Source organism: Mesorhizobium sp. B2-4-7 (assembly GCF_006442685.1).
Classification (GTDB): domain Bacteria; phylum Pseudomonadota; class Alphaproteobacteria; order Rhizobiales; family Rhizobiaceae; genus Mesorhizobium.
Window position 1 is genome coordinate 273778 of the sequence record NZ_VFVH01000004.1, and the last position, 15969, is coordinate 289746.

At 64.2% G+C, this 15969-nt stretch carries 15 protein-coding genes; 5 read left to right on the forward strand and 10 right to left on the reverse strand.

All coding sequences use genetic code 11. The features are described from left to right. Positions 1 to 8: 8 nt before the first annotated feature. The gene (locus FJ946_RS14555; protein ID WP_181167619.1) at positions 9 to 755 is read left to right on the forward strand and encodes a methyltransferase; all 747 of its coding nucleotides are present in this window, start codon (positions 9 to 11) and stop codon (positions 753 to 755) included. Here FJ946_RS14555 and FJ946_RS14560 read toward each other — a convergent pair. Both FJ946_RS14560 and pgi read right to left on the reverse strand, forming a co-directional pair. Then, positions 729 to 1451 (reverse strand): HAD family hydrolase, encoded by a 723-nt coding sequence (locus FJ946_RS14560; protein ID WP_140497010.1) that lies wholly within the window; start codon positions 1449 to 1451, stop codon positions 729 to 731. The two genes, FJ946_RS14555 and FJ946_RS14560, sit on opposite strands and share 27 nt — an antisense overlap. A 5-nt stretch (positions 1452 to 1456) precedes the next feature. Then, complete coding sequence (gene pgi / locus FJ946_RS14565; RefSeq protein ID WP_140564910.1) at positions 1457 to 3100, reverse strand: glucose-6-phosphate isomerase; 1644 nt, start codon at positions 3098 to 3100, stop codon at positions 1457 to 1459. A 260-nt stretch (positions 3101 to 3360) separates the two neighbouring features. On the opposite strand from pgi, the gene FJ946_RS14570 reads away from it, so the two are divergent. Both FJ946_RS14570 and FJ946_RS14575 read left to right on the forward strand, forming a co-directional pair. Beyond that, on the forward strand, positions 3361 to 4854 hold the full coding sequence (locus FJ946_RS14570) for a PLP-dependent aminotransferase family protein (RefSeq protein WP_140497014.1): 1494 nt from the start codon (positions 3361 to 3363) through the stop codon (positions 4852 to 4854). Positions 4855 to 5047: 193 nt separating this feature from the next. Further along, entirely contained in the window at positions 5048 to 6634 is a 1587-nt protein-coding gene (locus FJ946_RS14575; RefSeq protein ID WP_140523717.1) for a trimethylamine methyltransferase family protein, read from the forward strand. A gap of 23 nt (positions 6635 to 6657) precedes the next feature. On the opposite strand, the gene FJ946_RS14580 is transcribed toward FJ946_RS14575, so the two are convergent. The 5 genes from FJ946_RS14580 to FJ946_RS14600 all read right to left on the reverse strand — a co-directional run bounded on the left by FJ946_RS14580 (position 6658) and on the right by FJ946_RS14600 (position 11821). Beyond that, positions 6658 to 7056 (reverse strand): hypothetical protein, encoded by a 399-nt coding sequence (locus tag FJ946_RS14580; protein WP_140497299.1) that lies wholly within the window; start codon positions 7054 to 7056, stop codon positions 6658 to 6660. A 107-nt stretch (positions 7057 to 7163) separates the two neighbouring features. Next, positions 7164 to 7547 carry a VOC family protein gene (locus FJ946_RS14585; RefSeq protein ID WP_140513038.1) on the reverse strand — a complete coding sequence of 128 codons (384 nt, stop codon included), beginning with the start codon at positions 7545 to 7547 and terminating at the stop codon, positions 7164 to 7166. 19 nt (positions 7548 to 7566) lie between these two features. Beyond that, positions 7567 to 8958, reverse strand: a complete 1392-nt coding sequence (gene chrA, locus FJ946_RS14590) for a chromate efflux transporter (protein ID WP_140497020.1) — start codon at positions 8956 to 8958, stop codon at positions 7567 to 7569. Then, entirely contained in the window at positions 8955 to 9773 is an 819-nt protein-coding gene (locus FJ946_RS14595; protein ID WP_140497022.1) for a sulfurtransferase/chromate resistance protein, read from the reverse strand. Before FJ946_RS14595 ends, chrA begins: the two co-directional genes overlap by 4 nt. A 242-nt stretch (positions 9774 to 10015) precedes the next feature. Further along, positions 10016 to 11821 (reverse strand): IlvD/Edd family dehydratase, encoded by a 1806-nt coding sequence (locus FJ946_RS14600; protein WP_140497024.1) that lies wholly within the window; start codon positions 11819 to 11821, stop codon positions 10016 to 10018. Positions 11822 to 11972: 151 nt separating this feature from the next. On the opposite strand from FJ946_RS14600, the gene FJ946_RS14605 reads away from it, so the two are divergent. Further along, the gene (locus FJ946_RS14605; protein ID WP_140497026.1) at positions 11973 to 12425 is read left to right on the forward strand and encodes a carbon monoxide dehydrogenase subunit G; all 453 of its coding nucleotides are present in this window, start codon (positions 11973 to 11975) and stop codon (positions 12423 to 12425) included. Positions 12426 to 12462: 37 nt separating this feature from the next. On the opposite strand, the gene FJ946_RS14610 is transcribed toward FJ946_RS14605, so the two are convergent. The 3 genes from FJ946_RS14610 to FJ946_RS14620 all read right to left on the reverse strand — a co-directional run bounded on the left by FJ946_RS14610 (position 12463) and on the right by FJ946_RS14620 (position 15359). Beyond that, positions 12463 to 13632: an Mrp/NBP35 family ATP-binding protein gene (locus tag FJ946_RS14610; RefSeq protein WP_140497028.1), complete on the reverse strand. Its 1170-nt coding sequence runs from the start codon at positions 13630 to 13632 to the stop codon at positions 12463 to 12465. 77 nt (positions 13633 to 13709) lie between these two features. Next, a complete protein-coding gene (locus FJ946_RS14615; RefSeq protein WP_140497030.1) occupies positions 13710 to 14714 on the reverse strand; it encodes an inorganic phosphate transporter in 1005 nt (334 codons plus the stop codon). Positions 14715 to 14717: 3 nt separating this feature from the next. Next, the gene (locus FJ946_RS14620) at positions 14718 to 15359 is read right to left on the reverse strand and encodes a DUF47 domain-containing protein (protein ID WP_140550195.1); all 642 of its coding nucleotides are present in this window, start codon (positions 15357 to 15359) and stop codon (positions 14718 to 14720) included. A gap of 209 nt (positions 15360 to 15568) precedes the next feature. Here FJ946_RS14620 and FJ946_RS14625 point away from each other — a divergent pair, with 209 nt between their 5' ends. Continuing rightward, positions 15569 to 15946 (forward strand): VOC family protein, encoded by a 378-nt coding sequence (locus FJ946_RS14625; protein ID WP_140513034.1) that lies wholly within the window; start codon positions 15569 to 15571, stop codon positions 15944 to 15946. The last annotated feature ends 23 nt before the right edge of the window (positions 15947 to 15969 follow it).

Genomic DNA, 15969 nt, shown 5'->3' on the forward strand with positions numbered 1-15969 from the left:
GAGCCGGCTTGGACCACGATCTTGCCGGCGACGATGCGCCGGACCGGCGCCAGCGCCTCGACCCGGCCGAGTTCATCAAGGCCAACATGCGCCTTGTCCCTGCGCCTGCGCTTCCAGAAATCCGGTTTTACACGGCGCACCCCAGCAGCGGATTGAGACGGCTCGTCGAGCCCGAAGGCGATGCGGAAGATGCGCCGGAGCCACAACCGCCCTACTGGGCCTATGCATGGGCCGGCGGCACCGTGCTCGCGCGCTATGTCCTCGACTATCCGATGACCGTGGCGGGACGCCGCGTGCTCGATCTTGGTGCCGGCTCCGGCATTGTCGGCATCGCTGCCGCGAAGGCCGGGGCCCGCGAAGTGATCGCCGCCGAGATCGACCGCAACGGCGTCGCCGCGCTCGGTCTCAATGCAAAAGACAACGGCGTCACGATCTCGGTGATCTGCAAAGACATTACCACCGGTCCGCCACCGGCGGTCGACCTTGTGCTGGCCGGCGACGTGTTCTACGGACCCGATGTCACCCAACGTATGATCCCCTTCCTCGACCGCTGCCTTGCCGCCGGCGTCGAGGTCCTGATCGGCGACCCGCGCCGCTCCGATCTACCATTGTCGCGGCTCAGGCTGCTCGCCGAATATCAGGTGCCGGATTTCGGCGACGCGAAGGGCGCCGCAAGCAGGCCGAGCGGCGTCTTTTCCTTCGAAGCCGAGACGCCGCTAGCGACGAGATCAGATCGTCTCCTTGACCCGCGCTGAAAGGAAATCCGGCAGGTCGACAACCGAATCCAGGATCACGTCGGCAATTCCGGCCAGAGATTCACGCGTGCCGGTGCCCGAGAGCACGCCGACCGCCAGGCCGCAGCCGCCGGCACGCGCCATTTCGAGATCGTGGCGGTTATCGCCGATCATGGCGACCTGCGTCGGCTTCAGGCCGGTGAGATCGCAGAAGGCCTGGATCGTATCCGGTGCCGGCTTGGGATTGGCCACCGCGTCATAGCCGTAGGCGGCGTCGAACAGCTGCGCGACGCCGAGCGTCACCAGCGTTTTTTCCGCGCCGCTGGTCGAATCGTTGGTGGCGACGCCGAGCCGATAGGACCTTGCGTGCAAGGTGCCGAGCGTTTCGACGATGCCCGGCAGAGCCACCGCCATCGCCGAGCCCTGCACCGAGGTGATCTGGTTGAAGCGGGCGACGGCCAGCATCTGGTCTTCGTCGGACAGGCGCGGAAACCACAATTCGACGACGTCGAGATTGGTGCCGGAGGCAAAGATGGAGTCGGGCTTGAAGCGCCTGTTGGCGAAATCGAAGCCCGCGGCCGCAAGCAGCCTGTCGGCCTTCCAGCGGTCGCCTTCGGAGGCGTCCATGGCCATGAAGTCGGCAACCCCGAGCCAGGTCGCATTGAAGTCGACAAGCGTTCCGTCCTTGTCGAACAATATTCCCTTGATGTCTGCCAACTCAGTCACTCCGAACCACGCAATTGGTGGATGTGTTCCACCAGGCCGGCGGTCGAGGCATCCCGCTTTGCGGCACTTTCCTTGCCTTCCACGACTGGCAGAAGGCCGGTGGCCAGTTCCTTGCCGAGCTCGACGCCCCACTGGTCGAAGGAGTTGATGTCGAACAGCGTTCCCTCGACGAAGACGCGGTGTTCGTAGAGAGCGATCAGGCGGCCGAGCGTGCGCGGGTCGAGCTTGCGATAAAGAATGGTCACCGAGGGCCGGTTGCCGGAGAAGACGCGGTGCGGGGCAATGCGATCGACATCGGCCGGCTTCATGCCCTTGGACAGCATCTGCGCGCGCGCTTCCTCCAGCGTGCGGCCCCTCATGAAGGCTTCCGACTGCGCCAGGCAGTTGGCGAGCAGCAGGTCGTGATGGTGCTTCAGCTCCGGCTCGTGGCCGTTCGCCGCGGCGAGGAATTCGACCGGAATGAAATCGGTTCCCTGGTGCAGGAGCTGGAAGAAGGCGTGCTGGCCGTTGGTGCCGGGCTCGCCCCAGACCAGCGGCCCGGTCGGCGTCGCCACGGGGCCGCCGTCCAGGGTGACGCTCTTGCCGTTCGATTCCATGTCGAGCTGCTGGAGATAGGCCGGCAGCCTGGACAGGCGCTGGTCATAGGGGATGACCGCGCGGGCCGGGTATTTGCAAACGACGCGATGCCACCAGCCGACAAGGCCAAGCAGCACCGGCAGGTTTTTGGCCAGCGGCGCGGTGCGGAAGTGTTCGTCCATTTCGTGCGCGCCATCGAGGAAGGCGCGGAAATTCCCCGGGCCGACGGCCATCATCACGGGAAGGCCGATGGCGCCCCACACAGAATAGCGGCCGCCGACCCAATCCCAGAAGCCGAAGACGCGGTCCGGCTCGATGCCGAACTTCGCCACCAGGTCGAGTGCCGTCGAGACAGCGGCGAAGTGCTTGCCGATCGCTTCCTTGCCGAGCGCCTTCTGGACCCAGTCGCGCGCCGTCTGCGCATTGGTCATCGTTTCGACCGTGGTGAAGGTCTTGGAGGCGACGATAAAAAGCGTGCTCTCGGCGGAAAGGCCCTTCAGCGTGTCGTGGATATGGGCGCCGTCGATGTTGGAGACATAGTGCGCGCGCGGACCGTCATGATAGGGCGCCAGCGCCAACGTCGCCATGGCCGGGCCGAGATCGGAGCCGCCGATACCGATATTGACGATGTCGGTGATCTTCTTGCCGGTGGCGCCCGTCGCCTTGCCGGAACGCACCGCGTCGGCGAAGGCGCCCATCGCGTCCAATACGGCAATGACCTCCGCCTTCACATCCTGCCCGTCGAGCATGATGCCCTTGCCGGTCAGGTTGCGCAGGGCGGTGTGCAGAACAGCGCGGCCCTCTGTAACGTTGATCTTCTTGCCGGCGAACATGGCGGCGCGGCGGCCTTCGAGATCGGCGGCGTCAGCCAGATTCTCCAGCAGGTCCATCGTGCGCGCATCGACGGCGCATTTCGACCAGTCGAGCAACAGGTCGCCGTCGCTGGCGGAGAACGTCTTGAACCGCTGCGGATCGGCGGCGAAGGCCTGGCGCATATCGCCGGCTGCCGCGGCGCGATGGTCGCGCAAGGCGGCAAGCTGTTTTTGGAAGGCTGACTGATCCACCGGCGGGCTCCTGGGACTGTTAAATTATCTTAGCAGACCGGATGTTTCCGGCGCGTGTCGTCGCGCCAAACTATTGAGCCGAATTCCGTCCGGTCAATACGCGGCGATGACGCACAGCGTTACACGGGATGCGAAGGCCGAAAGATCACTGGCATAAATCCCAAAGATCAGAAAAATTGATTGGCGCAACCCCTTGTGCCACCGTTACATTCGACTGGTCCAGCCAAACGAAAAAAGCTGGCCATCGAGGAACATTTCCCATGCCACAGCGCAACGACACGGCCATATGGTCCGGCCTGTTCCGGATTTCGGCCGAATCCGGCCAGACTTTGCAGGCACAGATCCGCCAGGCGATCGTGGCCGCTATTCTCGACCGCCAGATCGCCGCTTCGATGCCGCTTCCGTCATGCCGGATATTGGCCGAAAAACTCGGCGTGGCGCGCGGAACCGTGGTGCTGGCCTTCCAGCAACTGGTCGACCAGGGCTTCCTGGTGGCGCGCGAGCGGCGCGGCCATTTCGTCAATCCCGACGTTTTGGCGACGCCGGCCAAGCCGCACCAGAAGGCGCCCGACCAGGCCAACGAGATCGACTGGAAGGCACGCCGGCAGATCGCGGCCAGCGACATGCCGCCGCCGGCCAAGCACGAGAACTGGATCAAGTCGTCCTACCCCTTCGTCTATGGCCAGTTCGATCCGGCGCTGTTCCCGACCGCCGAGTGGCGCGAGTGCAACCGCATGGCGCTTGCCGTGCTGGAGATCCGCAACTGGGCCTCCGACATGGTCGATCGCGACGATCCGCTGCTGATCGAGCAGATCCAGGCGCGGCTGCTGCCCAGGCGCGGCATCTTCGCCAACCCCGACGAGATCATCGTCACGCTGGGCGCCCAGAACGCGCTCTACATGCTGGCGACGCTTTTGATGACCAAGGGCTCGAAGGTGGCGATGGAGGATCCGGGCTACCCCGACGCACGCTCGATCTTCCGGCTCGCCGGCGCCGACATCCAGCCGGTGCCGGTCGACCAGTCCGGCATCGTAACCTCTTCGATTCCCAACGATTCCGGCTTTGTCTTCGTCACGCCCAGCCATCATTGCCCGACCATGGTGCCGCTGTCGGCGGAACGCCGGCAGGACCTTCTGGCGCGCGCCAACCGCTACAACCAGATCATCATCGAGGACGGCTATGACAGCCAGCTTCTCGACGAGGCGCCGCAGCAAGCCTTGAAGAGCCTCGACCGCTCCGGCCGCGTGATCTATGTCGGCTCGATGTCGAAGACGCTGGCTCCGGGCCTGCGGCTTGGCTACATCGTGGCCTCGGCTGGACTAATCGCCGAACTCAGGGCGCTGCGCCGCTTCATGCTGCGCCATCCGCCGGCCAACAACCAGCGCGCGGTCGCGCTGTTCCTGTCGCTCGGCCACCACGAAGCGCTGGTGCGGCGGCTGTCGAGCGCCTTCGACGAGCGGCGCAAGCGCCTGGTCCATGCGATTTCCGCTTTCCTGCCCGAGTGGCGTTCGACCGACTCGGCCGGCGGCACGTCGCTGTGGCTGGAGGGACCGCGCGGCACCGATTCCCGCGGACTGGCCGAGGCCGCCGCCTCGCGCAGCGTCATCATCGAGCCGGGCGACCGCTTCTTCGACCGCACCGAAAAGCCTTCGCGTTTCATGCGCTTGGGCATCTCCTCGATCGCGCTGCAGCATATCGAGCCCGGTATCCGCGAACTTGCAACCGCCGCGGGCCGCAGGCCGGCCGCCGCCTGATCACCTGGGCCTGACCACCTCCCGGGAGCCGCGCAACAGCGGCTCCTGCTTCTTTAGCACTGGCATATGCAACCGGACCGGCTGGCTCATAGGCTGTGCCAATGCCGGCGGCATAGTCGAGGCCTAAAGGGGACGAAGCAGCCGATGGTGGACCAACCGCCGCCCTGCTTCCGAGAAAAGGTGGAGTGCTTCCATGTCAGTGGCTGTCGAAAAGCAGGAAGCGGCCGACCAGCGTTCGCGCCGCTCCGGCGGACGCGAAGCGCGTCGCGCCATGCGGGCGGCGCCGCTCGCCGACGACATCAGGCCGGTTCGCGCCGGCCTTGAGGGGGGGAGCTATGGCCCCCTGCGCGGCACTGATTGCGAGCGCATCCACGAAGCGGTGCTGACCCTGCTGGAGACGGTCGGCTTCGCCAACGCAATCCCGTCCTGCATCGAGGCGCTGACCGAGGCCGGCGCCAGCCATGGCGACGACGGCCGTATCCGTTTCCCGCGCGCACTGGTGCTCGACACGATCAAGCGGGCGGCGCGGCATTTCACGCTGCACGGCCAGGACCCGAAGCACGACATGGTGATCCAGGGCAAGCGCGTGCATTACGGCACGGCGGGTGCTGCCGTGCATCTTGTCGACGTCGAGAAGCGCGAGTATCGCGAATCCTTGCTGCAGGACATCTATGATGCCGCGCGCATCGTCGACGGGCTCGATAACATCCATTTCTTCCAGCGGCCCATGGTGCCGCGCGATATTCCCGATCCGCTCGAAATGGACTTCAACACGCTCTATGCCTGCGTGATGGGCACGTCCAAGCATGTCGGCACGTCCTTCACGGTGCGGGAGAACGTGCAACCGGCGCTCGAAATGCTCTACGCGATCGCCGGCGGCGAGGAGAATTTCCGGGCCCGGCCGTTCGTGTCGAACTCCAACTGTTTCGTCGTGCCGCCGATGAAATTCGCCGAGGACGCCTGCGGCGTGCTCGAGGCCTGCGTCGAAGGCGGCATCCCGATCCTGCTGCTTTCGGCCGGACAGGCCGGGGCCACCGCTCCGGCGGCGATCGCGGGTGCGGTGGTGCAAGCCGTGGCCGAAGTGCTGGCCGGCCTTGTCTATGTCAACACCATCAAGCCGGGCCATCCGGCGATCTTCGGTACCTGGCCGTTCGTGTCGGATCTGCGCACCGGCGCCATGTCCGGCGGCTCGGCCGAACAGGCGGTGCTGACCGCGGCCTGCGCGCAGATGGCGCAGTTCTACGACCTGCCAGGCGGTTCGGCCGCAGGCATGACGGATTCGAAACTGCCCGACATCCAGTCCGGCTATGAAAAAGGCATTACCAATGTGATGGCCGGCCTTTCCGGCCTCAACCTGGTCTACGAATCGGCCGGCATGCATGCGTCCCTGCTCGGCTTCTGCCTGGAAAGCCTGATCATCGACAACGACATGCTGGGCCATTGCCTGCGCTGCGTGCGCGGCATCGAGGTGACGGACGACGCGCTGTCGATCGACACCATTGCTGATGTCTGCCTGAAAGGCCCGGGCCACTATCTCGGCAACGAGCAGACGCTGAAGCTGATGCAGACCGAATATTTCTACCCCGCCGTCGGCGACCGGTTTTCGCCGAAGGAATGGAACGAGAAGGGCCGACCCGACATATTGCAGCGGGCGATCGTCGAGAAGAAGCGCATCCTCGCCGAACGCTTCCCGCGCCATGTGCCGAAGCCGCTCGACGACAGGCTGCGCGCCCGCTTCGGCGACATGATCAAGCTGCCGCGCAACGGCATGGGCGGCTGAGAACGCCCCCCTTTGAAAATAGGTTAATCCGCGCTCAGCCCATAATGTTCGACGACCTCGGTATTGACCAGCTTGGCGTGTAGCGCCATCAGCACGATCTGGGCGTCGAAACTGTCTCCGGCATCGACCGCGGCCTCTATCCGACGCTCCACGTCCTGCCGCGGCTGCGCGCCATGAGAGCGCTCGAATGCCTCAGGCCCAGCAATACAATAGCTGAACAAACACGCCACTTGCGCATAAGCCTGCGGCGGCGGCTCGTCGGGCCAGTGATCCTTCATCAGGTTGACGATGGTGAGCTTTACGCCCTCCGGCACAAGGGCGGGATGCAAGTCGGCTCCGCGCAATGCGGCATCGAGCTGCCTGAGGTCGCTTGAACGGCCGAACATGCCGAGGAAACCGAGGGAAGAGCGTCGTTTGGCCATCATGGTCCAATCTGTTTCCCAGCAAATTGAGTGGCCTGGCAACGGAATGCAAATGCCGTGCAGGTGGTTTCTGCCCATGTCAGCTGGCTATTCGTGACAGCGACGCATTATCTGCGCCCCGGTTCGAACAGTTCCACCAGATTGCCGGATGGGTCCCGCAGCAATATCTGGCTGCCGCCCATGCCCTTGACGACGTCGTTCCTGAAAGCCTGGCCGGCAGTTTTCAGCTTGCGAACCACGCCTTCGAGATCCTCGACCTCGATCTGAATGCGGTTCCAGCCACCGGGTTCGGGCACGCTGCCGTCGGGCATCGGCTGCGACGCCCCACCAGGGCCGCCAGCGGCATTGAGCAGAAGCCGCAGGTTGCCCCTGGAAAGCATGGCGAAGGACGGCGCCGGGTGCATGGCGACCGTGAAGCCGAGATGGTCGCGGTAGAAGGCGATCGCCCTGTCGACGTCATTGACGATATAGCGAACGTTGACCGTTTCCATGGTCTCCTCCGTGCCGAAGCTACCCACTCGCCGCAAGCAATAAGACACCCGCCAGGGCCGATCCGGCAAGCGTCGGCAGCATGCCGATTTTCAGCTTGAGGATGGCGATCATGGTAGCGCAGGACAGCAGCGCGGCACGCCAGTCGATCGAGGACAGCACCGGCATCTCCATTCCGAGCCCCGTCGCGCGCACGTCGCGGAAGATGACGTGCAAGGCGAACCACAGGGCCAGATTCATGATGACGCCGACGACCGCCGCGGTGATCGCGCCCAATGCCGCCGACAATGCCTTGTTGCCGCGCAGCGCCTCGATGTAGGGCGCGCCGAGGAATATCCAGAAGAAGCACGGCGTGAAGGTAACCCACAGCGTAAGCAGCGCTCCAAGCGATCCGGCAAACAACGGATATGGCGATCCGGAATGGCGCAAGCCTGCAAGGAAGCCGACGAACTGCAGGACCAGGATGAGCGGTCCTGGCGTGGTTTCGGCAAGGCCCAGGCCATCGACCATTTCGCCTGGCGCAAGCCAGCCAAGAGAACCGACGGCCGCTTGCGCGACATAGGCCAGAACGGCATAGGCGCCGCCGAAAGTGACGACCGCCATGAGGCTGAAGAAGCCGCCGATCTGCGTCCAGACGCTGTTTGCCGATGTGAACGCCCAGATCAGCACAACCGGTCCAAGCCAGATCGGCAGCCAGATCGCGATGGTGCGCGGCGCGTGCCATCGCGTCGGCCTGGTGTGGGCCAGTTCGCCGCGCTCGAACATCAGATCGACCGCGCCCGTGGCGTCGGGAGCTTCGTCCTTGCCATGCGCGGCGCCAGAAAACAGGGCCGGCGCGATGCCGTTTCCGACCCATCCCACCAGTCCTGCAAACAGGACGAGGAGCGGAAAGGGGACGTTGAGCACGTAGATGCCGACAAAGGCGCAAAGCGCGATCGCCGCCATAACCCGGTTCTTCAAGGCGCGCCGGCCGATGCGGATCACGGCCTCGACCACGATCGCCAGCACCGCCGCCTTCACCCCGAAAAACAGCGAGTCGACCAGCGGCGCATCGCCATAGAGCGCATAGAGGATGCTCAAGGTCAGCATGACGACCGCCCCGGGCACGACGAAGAGGATGCCGGCGACAAGACCGCCGATCGTCTTGTGCAGCAGCCAGCCGATGTAGATGGCGAGTTGCTGGGCCTCGGGGCCAGGCAGCAGCATGCAGTAGTTCAGCGCATGCAGGAAACGCTGCTCGCCGATCCATCGCTTTTCCTCGACCAATTCCCTGTGCATGAGCGCGATCTGCCCAGCCGGTCCGCCGAAACTGAGCAACCCGATCTTCGCCCAGAGTTTCGTGGCCTCGCGGAAGCTCGGGACCGCAGGCGCCTCGATGAGGTCAGCACTTTCCTCGGAAAGGAGGGAGCTCATGACGCCTTCGCCCCGGCCGGCCAATTGTGCGTTTCGTCGGTGGCATCGCGGCACCAGCGGAAGAACGCGTCGTAAAGCAGCATGCCGGCATCCAATTGTTGCAGGTCATCCCGAAACATGCGCGACAAGCCAAGCGAGGCGGCGAGAAATCCCGCCGCCTGCGGAACCAGGTCGAGGCTGGCCGTGTCGGCTGCGCGCACGATCACGGCGAGGCGGTCGAGCGCTTCGGATTCGAGCCCGAACTCCTCGAGCATCGTGTCGAAGGTGCAGCGCTCGCCGCGATGGCTCCAGAACGCATTGTCGATGTCGAAAGGCACGGCCTGAAAACGATCGGCGACATCGGGCACTTCCGCGGCGTCGACGAACAGGAAGACCGCTTGAGGATCGACGAAACGGCGGATCAGCCAGGGGCAGGCAATGCGATCGACTTTGGGCCGGGCCCGCGTCACCCAGACGGTGCGGCCCTTGTCGTCACGAGGCGGCATCCTGTCGGCACGGACCAGAAGGCCGTGGGCGTCCCGCCAGGCTTCGAAGCCGCCTTCGAGCGATTCGGCGGCAATCCCTTCATGACGCAACCATGCGGCGACGCCTTGCGAGAGCTTTTTTCCCTGCTGGCAGACGACCGCCACGCGGCCACCGGCGAAGTCGGCTGCCCAAGTCTGGACGGTTTTGAAATCGCGCCGGTACGACGCCGGCAGCAAACGTGGATCGGCGTTGTAGTCGTCCTCGGTACGGATATCGAGGATTGCAGGCGCGCCCGGCAAACCGACCATACGGATCAGTTGCGGCACGGTGACAGCGGTTGTTGACGGCATGGCGTCCACCTCCTGAAAGAGAAGCCTGGACGCGAACGTTGGGCTGACGCCTCACGGGGTCGTCGCGATGAACCCCTTGCAGCGATGGTGGATTTGTTGGGCAGGCTTGTCAAGGACGCAATGTCCCCGGCCTGTGGCAGGCCGCGAAACGGAAAGACGACCGGCGGCCGATCAGGCCGCCGATCGGCGATCGCTATCCGTCAATTATCGCTTGAAACGATCGATGATTGTCCGGGGAATAATCAGTGATTGTCCCGGGGCACGCCCTTCGTATGAGCGACGTCCTGGTATTTCACCGCCGGTTTCAGCACCATGCCGCCCGAGAACTGGTCGACCATACCGCGCTGGATTTCCTGCCATGGTGTCTGGTGCTCGGGATAATGGTAGCCGCCATTGTTCTGCAGCTCGGCGCGGCGGCGGGTGATCTCGTCATCGGTGACGAGAATGTTGGCCGTGCCCTTTTTCAGGTCGATGCGAACGCGGTCGCCTGTCTTGAGCAACGCAAGCCCCCCGCCGATGGCGGCTTCCGGCGAGGCGTTGAGGATGGAGGGCGAGCCTGACGTGCCGGACTGGCGGCCGTCGCCGATGCAGGCCAGCGCGTGGATGCCCTTCTTGATGAGATAGGCCGGCGGCTGCATGTTGACGACCTCGGCGCCGCCGGGATAGCCGACCGGACCGGCGCCGCGCATGAACAGGATGGTGTGCTCGTCGATCCCTTGCGCCGGGTCGTCGATGCGGGCGTGGTAATCCTCCGGACCGTCGAAGACCATGGCATTGCCCTCGAAGGCCTCGGGGTCCTTCGGGTTGGAGAGATAGCGCTCGCGGAATTCGGGCGAGATGCCGCTGGTCTTCATGATTGCCGAATCGAACAGATTGCCCTTGAGATTGATGAAGCCGGCATTGGCCTTCAGCGGCTCGGCGACAGTGCGGATGACCTCGCGGTTCTCGTTGACGGCATCGCGGCAATTGTCGCCCATTGTCTTGCCGTTGGCGGTCAGAGCATCCGGATGCGGCAGCAGCCCGGCTTTCATGAGCTCCGCCACCACGGCCGGCACGCCGCCCGCGTGATGGTAGTCCTCGCCCAGATATTCGCCCGTCGGCTGGAGATTGACGATGAGCGGCACGTCGAGGCCGATCTTCTGCCAGTCGTCATTGTCGAGCGGCACGCCGAGATGGCGGGCGATGGCGTTGAGATGGATCGGCGCGTTGGTGGAGCCGCCGATCGCCGAATTGACGACGATGGCGTTCTCGAACGCCTTGCGCGTCATGATGTCGGAGGGCTTCAAATCCTCGTGCACCATATCGACGATGCGTTTTCCCGTCTCGTAGGCGATCTGGCCGCGCTCGCGATAAGGAGCCGGAATCGCGGCCGAACCCGGCAGCTGCATGCCGAGCGCCTCGGCCAGCGAGTTCATGGTGGTGGCGGTGCCCATGGTGTTGCAGTAGCCGGTGGACGGCGCCGAGGAGGCGACGATGTCCATGAACTCGTCGTAGCCGATCTCGCCGGCCGACAGGCGCTGGCGCGATTCCCAGACGATGGTGCCCGAACCGGTGCGCTTGCCCTTGTGCCAGCCGTTAAGCATCGGACCGACCGACAGCGCTATGGCCGGAATGTTGACGGTCGCCGCCGCCATCAACAGCGCCGGCGTCGTCTTGTCGCAGCCGATGGTGAGCACGACGCCGTCAAGCGGATAGCCATAGAGCACTTCTACCAGGCTGAGATAGGCAAGGTTGCGGTCGAGAGCTGCGGTCGGGCGCTTGCCGGTCTCCTGGATCGGGTGGCACGGGAACTCGAAAGGAATGCCGCCCATCGAGACGATGCCTTCGCGCACGCGTTTGGCGAGCTCGATGTGGTGGCGATTGCAAGGCGACAGGTCGGAACCGGTCTGGGCGATGCCGATCAGCGGCTTGCCCGACATCAGTTCGGCGCGCGTCAGCCCGTAATTCAGGTAGCGCTCCAGATAGAGTGCCGTCATTCCCGGATTGTCGGGGTTGTCGAACCACTCCTGCGAGCGAAACTTTTTCTTTCCTGTGGGGGCGCCAGCCATCATGGTCTCCGTATTTGTATGACAAATCGATATGACAACGCGCGGATGCAGGCAAGGGGCACGCGTGATCTGAATCCGGACTTTGGTGCGATAGACATCAATCGGGCCGCACGCTACCAACAATCCGACATTGGTCGTCCGGGAGGTTCTGATGGCTTTGGTGATCGAGGGCGAGGAGCGCATCGCCGCACCCCTCCAGAAAGTTTGGGAAGCGCTGAACGATCCGGCGGTGCTGAGAGAAAGCATCCCCGGCTGCCAGAGCCTCGAAATGAAGTCGCCGACCGAGATGGCGGCGACGGTGGTGCTGAAGATCGGCCCGATCAAGGCGACCTTCAACGGCGAGGTGACGCTGAGAAATCTCAATCCCCCGCATGCCTACACGATCCAGGGCGAAGGCAAGGGCGGCATCGCCGGCTTCGCCAAGGGCGGCGCCGACGTGACGCTGACCGAGGATGGGGCGGACGCGACGGTGCTCAAATACGCTGCCAAGGCCGAAGTCGGCGGCAAGATCGCCCAGCTCGGCAGTCGGCTGATCGAATCGACCTCGAAGAAATTGGCGGGACAGTTCTTTTCGAGCTTCGGCGAGAAGGTGGGGGCTGCTTAGGCTGGTCTATCCAGCGTTAGCGCCGCCTGGACGAAAATTACTCGAAGACGATGCTCGGCACGGCGTCCGCGGCCGCGCCGCGCTCTTCGTTGACCCTGTCCCAGACCTTCGAAGCGATATCGCGATAGATCTTCGCTTCGGCACTGTCGGGCTTCGATGCCACCACCGGCGCACCTTCATCCGAGCTTTCGCGAATGCCCATCTCCAGCGGCACCTCGCCAAGGAAGGTGACGCCGAGGCGCTCGGCCTCACGGCGTGCGCCGCCATGGCCGAAGATGTCGTAGCGCTTGCCGGTGTCGGGGGCGAGGAAATAGCTCATGTTCTCGACGATGCCGAGCAGCGGCACGTCGACTTTCCTGAACATGTTGAGGCCCTTGCGAGCATCGATCAGGGCCAGATCCTGCGGCGTCGAGACGATGACCGCGCCGGCCAACGGCACCTGCTGGGCCATGGTGAGCTGGGCGTCACCGGTGCCAGGGGGCATATCGACGACGAGCACGTCGAGCGGCCCCCATTCGACTTCGCGCAGCATCTGCGTCAGCGCCGACATCACCATCGGCCCGCGCCAGATCATCGGCGTTTCCTCGTCGACGAGGAAGCCCATCGACATCACCTTGAGACCGTAATTCTGCATCGGTTTCAGGATCTTGCCGTCGACGGTCTGCGGCCGGCCGCGGATGTTGAGCAGCCTTGGCATGGACGGGCCATAGATGTCGGCATCGAGCACGCCCACTTTCAGCCCGTTGGCGGCGAGGCCGAGGGCCAGATTGACGGCTGTGGTCGACTTGCCGACACCGCCCTTGCCGGACGCAACCGCGATGATCGCCTCGATGCCGGGCACGCCGCGCTTGCCCTGGCTGTGCGAGGCAGGCGCATGGGGCGCCGGGCGCGGCGCGGCAACGGGCGGGGCGGGACGTGGCGCCGGGCGCGCCGCGACAGGCGCCTCCATGCCGCCGCCCTTCTTCTCCGCCGTCAAGGCGACGACGGCGCCGGCGACACCAGGAATAGCTTTCACGACACGCTCGGCCGCGGCGCGCAATGGCTCCATCTCCTGCGCCCTGGCGGCCGGAACGGTGATCGAGAAGAACACTTTCGAATCGGCGATGAAAATCTCGGAAACCATGCCGAGGTCGACGATGTTGCCGGTGAAATCGGGGCCATTGACCGTTTTCAGGCGCTCGATGACGGTTTCCTTGGTGACGGACATGGCTGTTGCTTCCCTGGCGTTCGGCTGCTGCTCACATAGTGCAGATCGCCGGCGGCTCCAAGCGCCAGGCCGCGACATCAGCCTGCCAGGCGAACCGCCAGATAGGTCAGTGCAGAAATCGCCGCCGTCGCCGGCAAGGTGACGACCCATGCGATGACGATGTTGCCGGCTATGCCCCAGCGCACCGCCGAGACACGGCGGGCGGCGCCGACGCCGATGATGGCGCCGGTGATGGTGTGCGTGGTCGAAACCGGAACACCGAGCCATGTCGCGGCGAAGAGGGTGATGGCGCCGCCGGTCTCGGCGCAGAATCCCTGCATCGGGTTGAGCCTGGTGATCTTCGAGCCCATCGTGTGGACGATGCGCCAACCGCCGAACAGCGTGCCCAGCGCCAATGCCGACTGGCAAGTCAGGACCACCCAGAGCGGCACGTAGAAATCCGTTCCGAGCATGCCTTGGGAATAGAGCAGCACGGCGATGATGCCCATGGTCTTTTGCGCATCGTTGCCGCCATGACCGAGCGAATAGAGGGAGGCGGAAAAGAACTGCATGACACGGAAGGTACTGTCGACGGCAAACGGCGTCTGGCGCACGAACAGCCAGGAAACCACCAGGATCAGGAGAAGCGCCAGGACAAAGCCCGTCGCCGGCGACAGGACGATGGCGGCGACCGTCTTGCCGAGCCCCGCCCAGACGATGGCACCCGTGCCGGCCTTTGCGACGCCTGCCCCCACCAATCCGCCGATCAACGCATGCGAACTGCTCGATGGGATGCCGGCGATCCAGGTGACGATGTTCCAGACGATGGCGCCGACCAGGGCGGCGAAGATCACCGCCGGGGTGACGATGCTTGCATCGATGATACCCTTGCCCACGGTTTCGGCGACATGGAGGCCAAAGAACATGAAGGCGATGAAATTGAAGAAGGCCGCCCAGAACACCGCGTAATGCGGTCTCAGCACCCGGGTCGAGACAATGGTGGCGATCGAGTTGGCGGCGTCGTGCAGGCCGTTGAGGAAATCGAAGAACAGCGCGACGGCGACAAGGCCGACCAGCAGGGGAAAGGCGATCGCGACTTCCATCGCCTAGACGTTCTCGATGACGATGCCGCTGATCTCGTTGGCGACGTCCTCGAAGCGGTCGACCACCTTCTCCAATTGGCCATAGATCTCCGAGCCGATCAGATAGGCCATCGCATCGCTGCGGCCGTGCCGCCTGAAGAGATCCTTCAGGCCCTGCTCATGCAGATCGTCGGCTCGGCCTTCGGCACGCATGACTTCCTCGGCGAGTTCGTTCAGGCGCGCACTGTTGGCGCCGACCTTGGCCAGCAGCGGGATCGCCTCCGCGACGAGCCTGGCGGCATCGACAATGACGGCGCCCATTTCCTGCATCAGCGGATCGAATTCCCTCTTCTCGAACAGCCGCACCGTCTTGACGGTCTTGTGCATCATGTCGATGGCGTCATCCATCGACTGGATCAGGTCCTTGATATCGCCGCGGTCGAAAGGCGTGATGAATGAGCGCCGCACGGCAAGCAGGACTTCGGCGGTGATATGGTCGGCCTCGTCCTCGAGATCGACGATCTTTTGGCACCAATGCTCGATGTCCTTGCCCAGGAGGAGCTGCTGCAGGGCCTCCGCGCCACCGACCACCGTGCGGGAATGCCGCTCGAACAGGTCGAAGAAGCGATCTTCGCGCGGCAACAGCTTGCGGAACCAGCCCAGCATGTTCGTCCCTCCCGGCGCACCAGTTCCATCCACATAGCGCCGCACGCGCCCATGGGGAACAGTAAGCCGGCTGAAAGATGTGGATGCAGCCAATTGCAGGCACCGCTCGCAATTGGCTGGCCGCCGGCAAAGCGGGGGTCGTCAAGCGACCGGAGCGACCTATTTCCAAGGAGACGCCGGGGACGACAAGCAGCGAAGGAGAAACGATCATGCTTGCAAACAGCAACGCGACGGCCAACCTCGCGGTGAAAGAGCTGGCGAAGGCAAAGGCTTTCTACGAGGGGACGCTCGGCCTGAAACAGGTGCATGACGAGGGTGGCGAACTGATCGTGTACAAAAGCGGCGACACCACGATCAATGTCTATCGCTCTCAGTTCGCCGGAACCAACAAGGCGACGGCGGTGACGTGGACGGTCGGCGATGAGATCGACACCGTCGTCAGCGGGCTGAAATCGAAAGGCGTTGCGTTCGAGCACTACGAGATGCCCGGCCTGACACTGGAAGGCGACATCCATGTCGGTCACGGCATGAAGGTCGCCTGGTTCAAGGATCCGGACGGCAACATCCTCAATCTCGTCGACCGATAGGTTTCTGCGATCAAGCATCGGCT